Below are 15,969 nucleotides of genomic sequence, written 5' to 3'. Positions count from 1 at the left end.
TTGCCGGATTTGGAATACCCGGCGGAAATGTTGGTTCGAAGCGTCAGGCAGAACGGTTCGATAATGTGGAAGGGCAAGCTGGTATTCGTTAGCGAAGCGCTAGCTGGAGAACGAATAGGGCTGAAAGAGACTGAAGATGATGTCTGGGATCTTTACCTGTGTGACTATCCCTTGGGGAGGCTTGGACGGGGAATGACTCGCGTCCAAGCTTCAAATGTGTAAACGATGTCCCCGGTTTCAGATGTAAACGATGTCTACGGTTCTACACCCGCGCTGGGCGGCGCAGCCGCCCCAACAAGGACGCCGTGGTGTTTCTGAAAGACCGAGGCGCCCAGGTTTGGGGCGGCTGCGCCGCCCAGCGCGGGGCAAGCCCGCTCACTACAGAACATGTGTTCTACAGCCCTCCCTGCATTTGATCTTTATCAGGCGTCTGGAACGCCTTTTTCCCACGCCGACCAATTCTTCAGAATCGCCTGTACCAGCGGGTTACCCGTGCGGTACAGGTTTTCCAGTGCCGGCACGAACCCCCCTTGGTCTGCGTACTTCAACAGGTTGTCCACCTCGCTGTAGCCTGGGTAAGGCCGGTCGAAATCGGAGCCCGCACGCACCACGGCCAGCCGCTGGATATCCACCAGGCCTTCGCGACTGGCGCGCAGCAGGGCTTCATAGGTGGAGTTGTCTTCCTGCTGGGTGGTGCAGTATTCGCCTTTATTGTCCGTGAGCAAGCGGGTCCAGACCTCGGCGCGTTCGCTCAGGCGCGTGCCGGAGAACCAGGTGTTACCGGCCAGGGTGTCGCAACGTGTGACCTGTGGCGGTTGGTTGGCCGGGGCGGACGGGTAGTGTTTACGCCAGGCGCTGGATTCCTTGCTTTCGCTCAACTCGACTTTCTGCGACAAGGCAAACGCCTTGGCTTGCAGCTTGGGGTTGAGCTCAAACACTTCGGTCTTGTAGTCCAGCGGTGGTTTCTCGTTCGGCCCCTTGGTATTGATGCCGATGTAACCCGTCGGCCAATCCTTGGGTGCATCGCGCGAATCCAGCTCCCACTGGGTGCCGAATTCCACCAGGTAATGGGCCCAGGCGGCTGTACCGATGGTGCCGTGCTTGGGGTTGATACCGGCAATCCCGGCGATCAGGAAGTAGCTCTGGCGCAGGTCGAACTTGGGCGACAAGGCCAGGGCGAGGGTGGAAGCGGCGGCGTTGGTCTGGCCCATGCCGGTGACCAGCAGGCAAACAGCCTGAGTGTTGCAGCGTATCACTGGGTATTCGGCGGAAAGCCCTGGCACGCGGACTTCCTGCTTGAGTTCCAGACGGTCTATCCAGGTTTGCGCCTCAGGGGCGAACATGGTGATTAGCATCACCTTCGGCTTGATCGGCGCAGGCGCATCGGCCAGTACCACATGCGGCAAAAACGCCAGGCCGATGGCCAGCGAGAGACGGGTAAGCACGTTCATCTAAAGCTCCTTGATCAGAATTGGTAACCCACACCGGCGTAATAGCCCCAGCCTTCGGAGCGGGCGCGGAAGTTGCCCTCGCCGAAGTTCAGCTCGCTGCCATCCTCCCAGTTGCCGCCGTTGTGGAAATAACGACCCACCAGGGTGAAACGCAGATGGGTAAACGAGTACAGCAGCACGTTGGTGGCCACCAACGCGTTGGCGGTGCGCGCCGGGTTGTCCTTGTGCAGGCTTGAGCCGAAATCGTAGTTGGTAAAACCGATATAGGTCAGCGCCGCACCGTTATCGAACGTACTGATCGGCACGATGTACTTCATTTGCGCACGGTAGCCATCCCACGAGTATTCATTGCTGGCGCCATAGTTTTCCCACTGGTAGCGCCCATAAAAGTTGGCCGACAGGTTGACCCGCGAATGGGTGTCGATGTCGGTGCCCAGGCCGCTGTACAGGGTGTTGGCACGGTTGGACTTATTGCTGCCGTGGTCATAGATCCAGTCAAACGCGACGTACCATTCCTTGAACGGGCCGACGGCCAGGCTGCGACCTGCCAGGTAGTCGATGGAGATCCGCGGCTCGTGCTCCATGAACACGGGCGAGCCATGGTCCCACGCGCCTTTGTCATTACTGTTACCGATGCCGAGAATCTTCGGTACGTCGATATAGCCATACAGCTCGAACGGGCCCTTGCGGCCGAAGTACTCGTATTCCAGGTAGACGTCATCTTGCGGCTTGGGGCCGAAGCTGATGTCTTTGCTGCCGATCAGCGTCAGGTCCTGGTTGAACCAGTCCGACAGGTACACGCCTTTTTTTGCGGGGCCGGCATCAGGGTTCTTGGTTTCAGGACTGAGCGTTTCGCCCTGTGCTGAGTCATCGACCGGTGTCGGCTGCGCCAAAATGGGTGCGCTGAGTACTCCCGTAACGGCGGCCAGTAGCAAGGAAACACCAAAGCAAGCTTGACGCCTTGAAGTGGAGTGCATTGAAAATCCCTATTCGTACGCGGTTTGAACCCGATTGCTCGGGGTAAGGTGAACTGGGTTGCCCAGTTCATTCCGCAAACGTTTGCACGCGGCGTACCAACTTTGCTCAAAGGGTTGAGCACTATGAAAAAAATCTGAATTAATTGGCCTTTTGATCAAAAATGATTGCTAATCATTGGGTCCCTGGTTTGAGTCCAGGTCGTGGAGCCAAATAGTGAAAAAGCCTGCAGAGATGCAGGCTTTTTTTCCCGGTATTTCACCTGACAATCAAAGCGCAGAGTGTGGCAGGCGTGAAGTTGCCGCCAATCCTCGGTGAAAAATGTGCGAGCGGCTCTACCCCCACATTTTTGATCGAGTTTGCGCGGCAAGATACCTTCGTGATCAAGCGACCGGTGGCGTGATCTCTTTTTCCGACACGATGATTTTGTTCACCAGGCCGTATTCCAGTGCTTCCTCGGCATTGAGCCAAAAGTCACGCTCAGTGTCGGCGCTGATTTTTTCCGCAGTCTGCCCTGTCGCGTGGGCGAAAATACTGTCTAGGCGCTTTTTCATCCTGACAATTTCATTCATGTAAATCTCAACGTTGCTCGCCGGTCCTTGAAAGCCACCTGACGGTTGGTGCAGCAAGAACCGTGTGTTCGGAAGAGAGTAGCGATTTTCTTTTTTGGCTGCCGCGTAGATAAGTGCACCCGCGCTCGCGACGCTGCCAGAGCCAATCATGACCACTGGCGCGGAAATAAAACGAACCGCATCAAAGATCATGTCGCCCGATTCAACGTGTCCACCCGGCGAGTTAACGAAGACGTAAATCGGATCATCATTGATGGACGCGAGGATGTGCAGCTGTTGCACGACATCTTTTGCCATCCGCTCATCAACTACGCCGGTGATGAATACCTTGCGAGCCTTGATCGCATACTCCATCAATTTGGCACTGACGGCGCCCTGTTGATCCTTACTGCCCTGTTCTTGCTCGTCGTTATTCATAACGTCTCCTAGACATTTTCAAAGTTCCATTTTAGGCACCCCATCCTCGTGGGCATGCCCCGTGTCGAGGGGCGCAAAGCGACTCCCGGCACATAAACCGTTGCGACTTTAGGCGCTGGGTTGTGCATAAGTCAAAGCCTTTGGGACCTACTGACTCCAGCGCCAGCTGTGCTTTCGGATGCCGATGGATCTCTACGATTCTCAGCGAAATGGAGGGGAAAATGATTCTCCTCCTTACGATATTGGCGCGGTGAAAATAGTGAATTTTAGATTTGCAAAAAATGAAATGCCTTCTACGCTCGGATAAATCTTACAAAGGCGTGGAAGTTTTTCTCACTCTTCTGACGGATAAAGTCGTACTCAGGATGAGGACGAGCCAAGGTGCTTTTGATGGCATGTTGGCGAAATGCGTGGTGCCACGCCTTGGAGTTTCTTCAAGAGGATACAGGGATGATCCGTAGTCCGTTATCGCCTTATCAGCGCGACATTTGGGTTGCCGCTGCTCAGTTCCCAGAGAACAATCAGTACACACTCTTCTGTTACGACCGGCTCGTTGGCGAGGTGGATGAGGAGGCACTGCACCATGCGCTGACGCTGGTTGCCAGGCGCACTGATGCCTTCGGTCTACGGCTGGGGGAGGAGGGTGGGACACCTTTTCAATGGCTCGCTGAAGAGCCAGACATTCCCATAACAATCGTTGATTTCACACATGAATCGGAGCCCGACGCCGACGTCGAGGCTTGGCTGCGCAACGCCTTTGACTTCAGCTACTCCCTGGACGGTGGCCCGCTTGCGGACCTGGTCCTGCTGCGGGCCACTGAGTCGGTGTATGTGTATGTCCGTGCTCATCACATCGTCTGCGACGCTTGGGGCTTGCAGAACTTCATGGGCCAGGTGCGCGGTGAATATCTGAGGTTGACCGGCACTGCAGTAGCCGACGCGCCAGCGACGTCTTATGTTGCGGTGATCGAGGCCGATGGATACACCCAGTCCGAACAGTACCAGGAAGACCGTGCTTATTTTTCTGCGATGCTGAGCGGCGTCGAGCCTGCGCTCTTCAATCGCAAACTACCGGCCGGCGCACGGGCCACTTCACGGCATGCCATCACGCTTGAGCGATCGCTGCTCGCGGCGGTCAGGGAGCGTGGTGAATCCCCTTTCCTGTTTATCAGCGCGGCGGTTGCGCTCTACCTGGCCAGGGTGCACCGGGTCGATGAAGTGGTTCTGGGGATTCCCGTGTTGAACCGTTCCGACCGCAGTACGAAGGCGGTGGTCGGGCATTTCGCCAATACGTTGCCGTTGCGTATCGAAGTCTTGCCGGGCCAGAGCGTGGATGAATTCATCGCGAAACTGCGCCAGGAGACCCGGGAGTTACTGCGCCATCAACGCATACCGTTGGGGGATGTAGCCAGGGGCTCGGGGCTGTTGTTTGACACCACCCTTTCCTACATGCGCTGGCCGCAGGCAATCTCGATACCCAGGGTAACCTGTGAAACCGTGGCACAAACGCACGCTCATGATCAGGATGCCCTGGCGATATGGGTCTCGGAGTTCGATGACCACAGCGATGTGGTCCTGGATTTTGAGTACGCTTGCGATATCTTCGATGAAGATTTCACTATAGTGGCTGCCGCGCAGCACATCGAGACGCTCCTGCGTGCTTTGGTAGCGGATGGCGAGCGGCTGGCAGTGGACGTCGACCCATTGTCTGCCCGCGAGTACCACGACCTGGTTTACGCGCGAAACACTACCGACAAGCCATTCCCCACCGACATCACGCTGCCTGAACTGTTTGCCGGACAAGTCGCGCGAGCACCGCAGCAGACTGTCTTGATTGAGCCAGACGGTAACCGAATAAGCGCCGCCGAACTGTATCGCCGGGCGACGGAGGTAGCGATCCGGTTGCGCGGCTGCGGTGTGGTGCCTGACGACCGCGTGGCAGTCCTGGTCGAGCGGGGCAGCTACCTGATGCCAGCCATTCTCGGTATCCAGTTGGCGGGTGCGGCCTACGTGCCCATCGATCCCAACTATCCGTTGGAGCGGATAGAGCTGTTGCTGGAAGATTGTGCTGCCAGGGTCGCCCTGGTGGTGGATCTCGCGCTGCCATCGGCGGCTTGCCCAGTGTTGCGGATGGTCGACATGCCGCTGGCGCCGGGCGAGCCCCTGTTGCCGGTGGCAGGCCCCAATCATCTGGCCTACGTGATTTACACCTCGGGCTCTACCGGTACTCCCAAAGGGGTGATGGTCGAGCATCGCTCTGTTGTAAACCGCTTGCACTGGATGCAGCGTGAGTACCCGATCGATGAAACGGACGTGCTGCTGCAAAAGACACCCATATCGTTTGATGTGTCTGTCTGGGAATTGTTTTGGTGGAGTTTTACGGGCGCGAAGCTATCCCTGTTGACGCCCGGGGCGGAGAAGGATCCCCGCGAAGTGCTGCATGCCATAGAGCGTGACAGTGTCACTGTGATTCATTTCGTTCCGTCCATGTTGTCGGTAATGCTTGATTTGCTGGAGACCAACGCTAAGGCCCGAGAGCAGGCGGTGACCCTGCGGCGGGTATTTTGCAGTGGGGAGGCACTCGCGCCGACCCAGGTCAATCGTTTCAAGCGGATCTTTGGCGACACGGTGGCCTTGGTCAACCTGTATGGACCTACCGAGGCGACCGTTGATGTCTCGGACTTTGCGTGTGTTGGCGGCCCACTGTTACGGGTGCCGATCGGCAAGCCGATCGATAATATTCAACTCCACGTATTGGGAAAATGCTTCAGGCCACAACCTGCAGGTGCACCCGGCGAGCTTTATATCGGTGGTGCAGGGGTCGCGCGTGGCTATCTGAACCGGCCGCAACTGACGCAAGAGCGCTTTGTGCCCGACCCTTTCAAACCGGGCTCCAGGCTGTACCGCACCGGTGACCTTGCGCGCTGGCTTGCTGATGGCAACCTGGAGTATCTGGGGCGTGCCGATGACCAGGTCAAGATTCGAGGAAACCGGGTTGAACCCAATGAAGTCCGTGATCATGTAGAGCGCCTGCCCGGTGTGAGGTGTGCCGCAGTGGTGGCCAGTTCATCAGCCACTCGAGGAATATTCCTGGTCGCTTACTACGTGGCAGATGCCGAGTTGGATGCCGTTACATTGCGCGCCGAACTCGCCTCTGTGATCCCAGAGTTCATGATTCCTGCGTTCTTTGTGCGCCTCGACCAGATCCCCTTGACCAGCAACGGCAAGCTGGATCGCAAATGTTTGCCATTGCCACAGCGGGATTCGATGGGCGTCGCTCCGCGCACCCCCGCTGAATCATTGTTGGCGAAGGTCTGGGGTGAGGTCCTCGGAGTATCCGGCGTTGGCGTCCATGATGATTTCTACAGTCTGGGCGGCGACTCGATCCTCATGCTGCGCATACGGGCCAAGGCCGAGCGCAACGGGCTGAGTTTCAAATTGGCTGACCTGATGCGCAACCCGACGGTTGCCGGCCTCGCCGAACACGTAGTGCGGCCGAGCCTACCTCAGGGCATAGAACCGTTTGAGCTGGTCTGCGAAGTGGACCGCCCGAAACTTGAGGGCCTGGAAGACGCCTTTCCGGTCAGCAGGCTCAGCCTGGGTTTGCTGTTTCATTCCAGCCAGCGTCCCGAGTCGTCGATTTATCACGATGTCTTCCGCTATCGCTTTGAACTGGCATGGGATGCGTCAGCCTTTGGGCGTGCAGTTGACACCGTCGTGCAGCGATTCCCTGCACTGCGCTCTTCATTCGACTTGATCGGGTGCTCCGAGCCTATGCAGTGCATTCATGCATCGACCAGCAGCCAGATGAAGATAGTCGACCTCAGGGGCCTTCCCGATGCGCAAGCGCAGATCGATGATCATGTCCATCAGCGCCGCTTCCATCGCTACGCGCTGGACCAGCCGTCGCTTTACCTCTTCACGGGATTTGTCCGCGAGAGAGGGCTGGACCTGGTGTTCAGCTTTCATCACGCCATCCTGGATGGCTGGAGCGTGGGAACAATGATTGCGGCGTGGGCGGCGGCTTACCGTGGTCAGGTCTTGGCAGCAGATACTGCGCCGGCGCTCGCTACTTATGTGCGCGAGGAACGTCGCGCGCTCGCCTCCCGGGATACGGCTGATTATTGGGCGCACTTGCTGAATGGCAAGTCAATGACCAGGCTTGACGGGTTTCGCGCTCACGAGCGACTCCTGGGTGAGGAGTCAGTCATGGGGCAATGGGTCGCCTTGCCGGGCGAATTACTGGCAAGGGCTAAGACCATGGTTGCACAACGCGCGGTGCCGTTGAAGGCGCTGCTCCTGGCTGCGCACTGCCTCACGCTGCATGTGTTCTCGCGCTCAGACACGGTAGTGACCGGGGTGGTAACCCACGGTCGGCCGGACCTGGCGGACACTGACCGGATGGTGGGGTTGTTTCTTAATACTGTACCGGTCTGTTCGCAAACTGCCGGGCGATCCTGGTTCGAGGTTGTCGACGAGATACTCCGTCAGGAGCGCGATGGCCACGGACATCGCCGATACCCACTGAGCGCTATTCAGCAGGCTCAGGGTGACGTGCTTCACACCGCGTTCAACTACGTGAACTTGCATGTACTTGAGACACTGCATGAGTTGCGAGATCTTGAGGTCTGGGAAGAGACTAATTTTTCGTTGTTCATAAGTGCCATCGCCAATCCCGTGGGCGATGGCATGTACCTGCGTGTCGATACCGATGGCCACTCGATCACTCGTGCACAAGCGGACTTGGTGGGAGCGACGTTTGTTGATGTCCTGCGGCGGGTGGTCGATGCACCTGACGACCCGGTGGATTTCGCGTTCCTCGCGCCGCCACGGGGTGTCACACCGCTTCCAGAGCCGCTGGTGGGAGTGGTCACATTGTTTGAACGCCAGGTTCTGGCGAAGCCAGACAACTGCGCGATAGCCTTCAATGACGAGCATTGGACTTATCAAAAACTCGACCAGGTGTCGCATTACGTGGCCACCCGATTAAGGGCGGCAGGTGCTCATCCCGGTGCCGCCATTGGCGTGGCGATGAACCGGTCGCCGGAGATGATCGCCGTTATCTGGGGGATCCTGCGTGCCGGGCTGGTCTGTGTGCCGCTGGATGTGAGCTACCCCGCCCATCGACTTGCGCTGATTCTAGAGACGGCACAGCCTTATCGCGTGGTTGCCCATCCGCAACATGCCGGGGTCGCTGCGAGCGCCATTGTCTTGCAAGCGGAAGAAGTCGTTGCACCCATTTCCCCTGAGTCGTTCGCAGCCCCGGCCATGGATGACCTAGCCATGCTGTTGTTTACCTCCGGATCCACCGGTCGTCCCAAGGGCGTCGAACTACCGCACCGCATGTGGGCCAACTACACCCAATGGCAGCTGCGCGTACCCAGCGGTAGCCCGGGCTTGAGCACGTTGCAGTTCGCGCCCTTGAGTTTTGATATGTCGTTCCAGGAGATCTTCTCCACCTTGTGTGGCGGCGGGGAACTGCGCCTTGTTTCCAACGAAGAACGGCTTGATCCGGCGGCGCTGCTGCGCTTGCTTGAGCGCTATCAAGTTCAGCGCGCCTTGCTGCCCTTTGTCGCTTTGCAGCGGTTGGCCGAAGCATCCAACACGTTGGGCCTGCTACCAAATGCCCTGCAGGTTGTGGTGTCGTCCGGTGAGCAGTTGCGCATCACCGAGGACATCCGGGCGTTCTGCAGGGCGATGCCTGGCTTGTTGCTGGAGAATCAGTACGGACCGACCGAGACTCACCAGGTGACTTTCCACTCGTTGACGGGAGATCCCGCGACGTTTCCCGCCCTGCCGCCCATCGGCCAGCCATTGGACGGGGTCGAGATCCAGCTTCTTGATGCTGGCATGCGGCCGGTGCCTGTAGGGGTTACCGGCGAAATCTATGTCGGGGGTGAGTGCCTGGCCCGTGGTTATCATCGCGCTGCCCAACTTACCGACGAACGTTTTGTACCTCACCCCTGGCGTGAGGGCGCCAAACTTTACCGCACCGGTGACCTTGGTCGCGTATTGGACAACGGCGATGTGGTGTGGCTCGGCAGGGCGGACACGCAGGTCAAGGTGCGCGGTTTCCGTATTGAGCCGGTCGAGGTCGAGCTGGCCATAATGCGCCAAGCGCAACACCAGTCGGGCCTGGCGGGCGTTGCTGTGGTCGCCCGGGATCGAGATGGCACGGACGCGTTCCTTGCGGCTTTCCTGACCGGAGACCCGAGGAGGGTCGATCTGGTTGAATTGAAGAAGGCCCTTAGGGCCGAATTGCCGGACTTTATGATCCCGTCGTTTTTCGTCTGGGTTGACGGTTTCTCGCTGACGCCCAGCGGCAAACGCGACGATGCAGCCCTGCGGGCGATTCCACTGGCTCAAGAGGTCTTGGTCGAATACGAAGCGCCTCGCGATGAATATGAGCGCACGGTGGCAGAGCTTTTGTCTGAGTTGCTGGATGTGCCGGAAGTGAGCATTCGCGACGACTTTTTCGAGCTTGGCGGTACATCCCTGACGGCAATGCGGTTGGTGCTGACCCTTGAGAAACGGTTCGGCATCGATATTCCTATTGCCGCCTTGATCGAGTCACCCACCGTCGCAGGGCTGGCCGGACGGCTGCGTGAACGCAGCGCAGTGATGGCGTTTGATCCGCTTGTACCGATCAGGGCCAGCGGCAGCCGAACGCCGTTGTTCTTGGTGCACCCTTTGGGAGGGCACGTGCTGTGCTACTTGCCACTGGCTCGTGCGTTGCCGGCTGACATGCCCGTCTATGCCTTGCAGGCGGCGGGTAGCGGACAGGGTAGTACGCCGATCGAAAGTATCGAGGAGATGGCTGCCGAATATCTGGCCGCGGTCCGTCGTGTACAACCGCAAGGCCCCTACGTGCTGGCGGGCTGGTCATTCGGCGGGTTTGTCGCCTATGAGATGGCTCGCCAGTTGCGGGCGCTTGATCCGCAATCGGTAGAGCAAGTGATCGTCCTGGACTCGATCACGATTGATCGCGAGCGCTTCATGGGAGCATCAGATGATGCCTTGCTGCAGTTCTTTTACTGGGAGCTGGTCTGGTTTGAACGTAGCCACGAGAAAGTTGAGCCGTTGCCGGCTGAGCTGAGCCTGAACGAGAAGCTGGACCACATCGTCGAGGGCGCCATCAGCAATGGTGTACTGCCTGCGGGTACGCCGCGGGCAACGGTGCGGCGCTTGTATGAGCTGTTCCGGGCCAACTGGCGTGCGTTGATGGAGTACCGCCCGCCCGTAACCGATTGCGACTTTGCATTGTTGCGTGCCGACGGGCCATTGCCGGCTTCCCTTAAGCCTATGCATGACGCTGCCGGCACGCATTACAACGAGCCGAGCAATGGCTGGCGGCACTGGACCACCGGCAATCTCACCGTCATCGATGTCCCGGGCGATCACTTGCTGCTTATGAAAGAGCCGTATGTCGTGTCAGTGGCGGCGGCGATAACCGGGCTGCTTACCTCTTCCTCCCACACCGACGGAAATCGCCCATGACCAGCAAACGCAAGAAAATCGTGATCGTCGGCGCCGGGATCGGTGGGCTGGCGGCTGCCGCCTGTTTGAGCAAGGCAAACTTTGATGTCGAACTGTATGAGCGCGCCAAGGAATTACGCGCGGTCGGCTCTGCCCTGTCGCTGATGCCCAACGCGCTCACGGCATTGGCCAGGCTTGGTGTGACCCCGGACTTCAAAGAAGCCCAACCGTTCGAGTCCTTGAGGTTTCTGACGCGGCGCGGGCGGCCGATCAGGTCGATTGATTTCGGAAACCTGTCGCGCCAGCTCGGCCAGCCCAACCTGGCAATCCACAGGGCCAGCCTGCAACAGGCGCTGCTGGAACAGACGGCGGACTGCAAGATTGAGTTGGGCGTTACCGCAACAGGCTACGTTCAAGCGGGTGACGGCGTCGTGGTGAGCTTCAGCGATGGCCGTGAGGTACACGCTGATATTCTTATCGGTGCCGACGGTTTCAATTCAGCTATTCGCGCCACCCTGGCCGGGCCGGAGAAACCCACCGACTGGCACTACATCATCTGGCGCGCCACGCTTGCGTTCAGTCACGCCAAGATAACCGAGGGGTACGTGGCGCATTATTGGGGGCGAGGCCAGCGTTTCGGTCTGGCGGACATCGGGGGCGGCAACGTCTATTGGTGGGGTACTCGGAACATGCCCGCAGAACAGGCGCGAGACTGGCGCCGGGGCAAAGCGGGCATACAGCAGTTGTATGCCGGTTGGGCCGATGAAGTGCAGGCGGTTATCGAGGCTACACCCGAACATACGATCACCAGTCTACCGGCCCAGGACCGTCCATTTCTTGAGCGTTGGGGTGCGGGGCCAGTTACTTTGCTCGGTGATGCGGCGCACCCGATGCTCACCAGCCTGGGCCAGGGCGCGGCAATTGCGATTGAGGATGGCGCGGTGCTGGCTCACTGCCTGGCCACTATTGACGATTCCCAGGCGGCCTTGCGGGCCTATGAAGATCGTCGACGTGATCGTGCCCGGGCGATGGTTGAAAGTTCACGGGCACTGAGCTGCGTCGAGCAACTGGAACATCCGCTGCGTACGTTTGCACGTGATGTCTACTTTCGCTATGTACCGGAGCGCACCTTCACTCGTCAAAACGAGTTGGCGCTGACATTCCCGGGGGTGGAGTGATGACACAGGTTAATCGTAGGCTTTCTGCGGTGGAGCGTTGGTACTGGCTGTGTGACCAACTTTCGGTGTTGAACGTGATTTCCCGGGTGCGTGTTCGTGGCGATGTACAGCTCGACGATTTGCGTCGTGGTCTGGATGAATTGCAAGTACGACACCCGTTGCTGCGCGCCAGGATCGAGCATGATCAAGGCCTGGACCCTCGGTGGCTACCCTGCGTGCGGCCTATCCCCTTACGCACTGTTCGCGGTACGTATGACGAGCAGTGGGTGGATGTAATCAACACCAGTGAACTGGTGGAGCGTGTCGACCCGGACACCGGGCCGCTGATCCGCGCCGTGGTGATCAGTGGCGAAGACAACGTGCATGACCTGTTGGTAGTGGTGCCGCACATCATTGCCGATGGTACGACGGCATTGTCCCTGGCCGAGCAATGGCTGACCCTGGCAGCTGACCCTCACGCGCCGCGATGGACCGCGCGGGTGCTTGCACCTGCGGAAGAGTTGCGACCGGCGCGGTATACCGGCGAGGCGGCGGAACAGAGCCTCGCCGAGCAAACTTCAAGTGATCAGGCATTGATGGCGCTTTGTCGACCTGGCCGGGTTGAGCCCAGCGTGGCGGTCGCACTTGATGCGCGGCGTACCCGTCTGTTGCATCGAGAGTTGGATGGTCAGCAACTTGAAGTCCTCACGCGCGTATCCCGTGAGCAAGGCACAACGGTGCACGGCGCGTTGACCGCGGCATTGGTATTGGCGGCCGCGCGTGACGCGGACAGGCAGCCGGGATTCTTTACAGTCGGCTCACCTATCGACTTTCGGGGTGAGTTGCAGCCTGTCGTGCGTAGCGACGAGGTAGGCTCCTACGTTGCCACCGTCCCATCGGTGGTCGACGCCGCATTGCCGTTCTGGGACATCGCCCGTGCCCTCACCACCGACCTGAAGCAGCGTAAACAGCAGGGTCACCACTTTAACCTGGTGACGTTGGTGGTCGCGGCGGCGCCGCTTTCAGTGGAACAGGCCCGTCCGTTCATGGCTTTCATGGAAGCCGAGGGGCCAATCAATCTGTGCTCGTCGAACATTGGGCGCTACCCGTTTCCCGAGAGGATCGGTGCCTGGGAAGTGTCCCAAGCGCAGTTTCTGACGGGCATCTCAGTCAACGGCTATTTCGTTGCAACTATCAACAGCAGCCACGGCCGGCTGTTCTGGAATTTCACCCACATCGATGAAGCCGTGCCGGCCAGTCGAGCACAGTGCCTGGCTGATGAGTGCATTCGAGAGCTGCTGTGCGCTCTTGATCAGCCAACTCGATCCGTTCGTGAGGAGCAATGACATGATGTTCAGCAGCAAACCTTTGTCGACCGAGGGCAAATTTGTATTGATCACCGGTGCGTCCTCTGGCCTTGGTCAGGAAACTGCCTTACAGCTGTCTGAGCGCGGATTTGAAGTGATCGCCGGGGTACGTCGGCAAGCCGATGGCGAACATCTCATTGCGCAGTGCCCATCAGGGCGGATCAGCGTAGTGCTGGTTGATGTGACCGATGAAGACTCGATCAAGGCCGCGGCAACCAACGTGTCGGCGCGGGTCGGGGCGGCCGGTCTGTGGGGCCTGATCAACAACGCCGGGATTTGCGTGTCGGCACCACTGGAGTGCGTGTCCAGCGACCTGCTGCGCAAACAACTGGAGGTCAACCTGATTGGCCAGCTTGCCGTCACACGCGCGTTCTTGCCGTTGCTGCGTCAGTCAAACGGCGCGCGCCTGGTCAACATAACCTCTGGGCTGGGTTCTGTTGCGATTCCCTATCTGGGGGCTTACTCGGCAGCGCAATTTGCCAAGGAAGGTCTGAGTGATGCCCTGCGCCGTGAGCTGGCACCCATGGGCATTGCTGTCTCAGTGGTAAGCCCCGGCGCTATCTGGACACCTATTTGGGACAAGATCTCGGCTGAAGGCGAGCGTGCTCTGGCGTCGGTGCCGGAAGCTATTGCCTCACTTTATCGCGAGACCTATCTGCGGTTTCTTAAGGGTAACGAGCAGGGCGCGCGCAACAGTCTGACCCAGCCTGCCGACGTGGCTGGCGCAGTGTTCGTGGCGCTCACGGCAAGCAAGCCCAAGACTCGCTATCGCGTCGGTGCTGACGTAAGGCGCGGGACGATGCTGGCGTGGCTGCTCCCTGATGCCATGGTCGACAAGATGTTCCGGCCCATCGTGACCCCGGCCCCGGCTGAAAAGGAGGTGCAACGTGTCTGATCGCGAACTCAGGCTGGGAGAGGAACTGATTTCTCCCTTGCATTCACTTTATGACGGCTTGCAGGTCGACGGCTTACCACGTCCTGCACACTTGGCACCGAATCACCCCGTGTGGTTAGTCACGCGTTATCAGGATGCCCGGACAGTCTTGTCCCATCCCGGAGTACGGCGGGACGCGAAGCAGGCCGCTGAGCTCTATGCTCAACGTACCGGGATCCGGCGCGCGGAAATCGGTGAGTCCCTCAGTCATCACATGCTCAATTGTGACCCGCCGGACCACGCACGCTTGCAGGCCCTGGTGGGCCGCGCCTTCACCAGGCGTCAGATTGAGCGCCTGCAACCGCATATAGAGCGGGTGACTGAAGCACTGCTCGATGCCATTGCCTTGCGTGAGCAAGCCGACCTGATGGCTGACTTCGCCGTACCTTTGACCATCGCGGTGATCTTCGAATTGCTCGGCATCCCTGAGGCCGAACGCGAGCATGTGCGTGATTCGTGGGAGCGCCAGGCGCAGTTGTTGTCACCCGAGGATGCCAATGCACTGGCCGATCATCAGGCGGTGTACTTGAGACGCCTGTTGCAGGCCAAGCGCCAACAACCGGCCGACGATGTGTATAGCGCCCTGGTACAGGCCGCCGACGAGACCGGGCAACTGACGGAGCTCGAACTGGTGGGCATGGCGCATTTACTGTTGATGAGTGGGTTTGAAACCACCATGAACATGATCGGCAACGCCATGGTCACGCTGCTTACTCACCCGCAGCAATTGGCCCAGTTGCGTGCCCGGCCCGAGCTGTTGCCCAACGCTATGGAAGAGCTGGTGCGTTATGACAGCCCGGTGCGTGCGTCCATGTTGCGGTTTACGATCGAAGACATTGTGCTGGGAGACGTCATCATTCCCAAGGGCGAGTACATCCTGGTCTCCAACCTGACCGCCAATCATGACGCGGACCGATTTGACGATCCCGACGTCCTTGACTTGACGCGCGGCACTGATGGCCACCTCGGGTATGGCTTTGGTGTGCACTATTGCGTCGGTGCGGCGCTGGCACGCCTGGAAGGGCGCATCGCGATTGGCCGGCTGCTTGACCGGTTTCCCGACTTATCCCTCGCCGTACCCCATTCGGAATTGCAGTGGCTTCCGATCACTTTTTTACGGGCCTTGATCAGCGTTCCTGTCTTGCCCGGGCTGAGCGTTGCGTCCACCTCCCCACTAAAAAGGAATACACGATGAATGCCAGAGAGATTCTTACTCATAGCTTGCAGCTCCTGGAGAACGGTGACGCCAGGGGCTGGTGCGATCTGTTTCATGAGCAGGGCGTGCTGGAGTTTCCTTATGCACCCCCTGGCTGGAACACCCGCTTTGAGGGGCGCGAAGTCATCTGGGCGCACATGCGTAAGTTCCCGGAGCACCTGAGCGTCAACTTCACCGAGGTGCAGTTCTACGACACCGCCGATCCTGACCTGGCCATCGGTGAGTTCCATGGCGACGGCGTGGCTATCGTGTCGGGTGGCAAGCTCAAGCAGGATTACATCTCGGTAATCAGGTCCCGGAACGGGAAGATTCTGCTTTACCGCGATTTCTGGAACCCGCTGCGCCATCTTGAGGCGCTGGGTGGAGTGGAAGCCGCCGCCAAGATTGTCCAAGGAGTCTGAACA

At 59.1% G+C, this 15,969-nt stretch carries 9 protein-coding genes and 1 pseudogene; 7 read left to right on the top strand and 3 right to left on the bottom strand.

Annotated elements, in window-relative coordinates; all coding sequences use genetic code 11:
- A pseudogene (locus tag C9383_RS28315) lies at nt 1-222 on the top strand (IS481 family transposase); the annotation flags it as partial.
- A 200-nt stretch (nt 223-422) separates the two neighbouring features.
- On the opposite strand, the gene C9383_RS15095 reads toward C9383_RS28315, so the two are convergent.
- From C9383_RS15095 to C9383_RS15085, 3 genes are all read right to left on the bottom strand, one after another.
- Nucleotides 423-1,451, bottom strand: a complete 1,029-nt coding sequence (locus C9383_RS15095; protein WP_060755357.1) for a purine-nucleoside phosphorylase — start codon at nt 1,449-1,451, stop codon at nt 423-425.
- Between the two features lie 14 nt (nt 1,452-1,465).
- The gene (locus C9383_RS15090) at nt 1,466-2,428 is read right to left on the bottom strand and encodes a nucleoside-specific channel-forming protein Tsx (RefSeq protein WP_090371756.1); all 963 of its coding nucleotides are present in this window, start codon (nt 2,426-2,428) and stop codon (nt 1,466-1,468) included.
- Between the two features lie 381 nt (nt 2,429-2,809).
- A complete protein-coding gene (locus C9383_RS15085) occupies nt 2,810-3,415 on the bottom strand; it encodes an ATP-dependent Clp protease proteolytic subunit (protein WP_090371753.1) in 606 nt (201 codons plus the stop codon).
- Between the two features lie 450 nt (nt 3,416-3,865).
- Between C9383_RS15085 and C9383_RS15080 the strand changes: the two genes are divergently transcribed.
- Genes C9383_RS15080 through C9383_RS15055 form a run of 6 tightly spaced genes read left to right on the top strand, consistent with a single transcriptional unit; the run spans nt 3,866 to nt 15,966 of the window.
- Nucleotides 3,866-10,912 carry an amino acid adenylation domain-containing protein gene (locus tag C9383_RS15080; RefSeq protein WP_090371751.1) on the top strand — a complete coding sequence of 2,349 codons (7,047 nt, stop codon included), beginning with the start codon at nt 3,866-3,868 and terminating at the stop codon, nt 10,910-10,912.
- A complete protein-coding gene (locus C9383_RS15075) occupies nt 10,909-12,069 on the top strand; it encodes an FAD-dependent oxidoreductase (protein WP_090371749.1) in 1,161 nt (386 codons plus the stop codon). Before C9383_RS15080 ends, C9383_RS15075 begins: the two co-directional genes overlap by 4 nt.
- Complete coding sequence (locus tag C9383_RS15070; protein ID WP_235863279.1) at nt 12,069-13,394, top strand: phthiocerol/phthiodiolone dimycocerosyl transferase family protein; 1,326 nt, start codon at nt 12,069-12,071, stop codon at nt 13,392-13,394. Before C9383_RS15075 ends, C9383_RS15070 begins: the two co-directional genes overlap by 1 nt.
- 1 nt (nt 13,395) lies before the next feature.
- Nucleotides 13,396-14,310, top strand: a complete 915-nt coding sequence (locus C9383_RS15065) for an SDR family NAD(P)-dependent oxidoreductase (RefSeq protein ID WP_090371744.1) — start codon at nt 13,396-13,398, stop codon at nt 14,308-14,310.
- On the top strand, nt 14,303-15,544 hold the full coding sequence (locus tag C9383_RS15060) for a cytochrome P450 family protein (protein WP_090371742.1): 1,242 nt from the start codon (nt 14,303-14,305) through the stop codon (nt 15,542-15,544). The genes C9383_RS15065 and C9383_RS15060 overlap by 8 nt, the downstream gene beginning before the upstream one ends.
- Complete coding sequence (locus tag C9383_RS15055) at nt 15,541-15,966, top strand: nuclear transport factor 2 family protein (protein WP_090371740.1); 426 nt, start codon at nt 15,541-15,543, stop codon at nt 15,964-15,966. The genes C9383_RS15060 and C9383_RS15055 overlap by 4 nt, the downstream gene beginning before the upstream one ends.
- Nucleotides 15,967-15,969 lie beyond the last annotated feature (3 nt).

This window comes from Pseudomonas palleroniana (genome assembly GCF_003031675.1).
Classification (GTDB): Bacteria; Pseudomonadota; Gammaproteobacteria; order Pseudomonadales; family Pseudomonadaceae; genus Aquipseudomonas; species Aquipseudomonas palleroniana.
The sequence above is the reverse complement of the archived record's forward strand: the minus strand, read 5'-3'. Positions and strand labels throughout refer to the sequence as shown.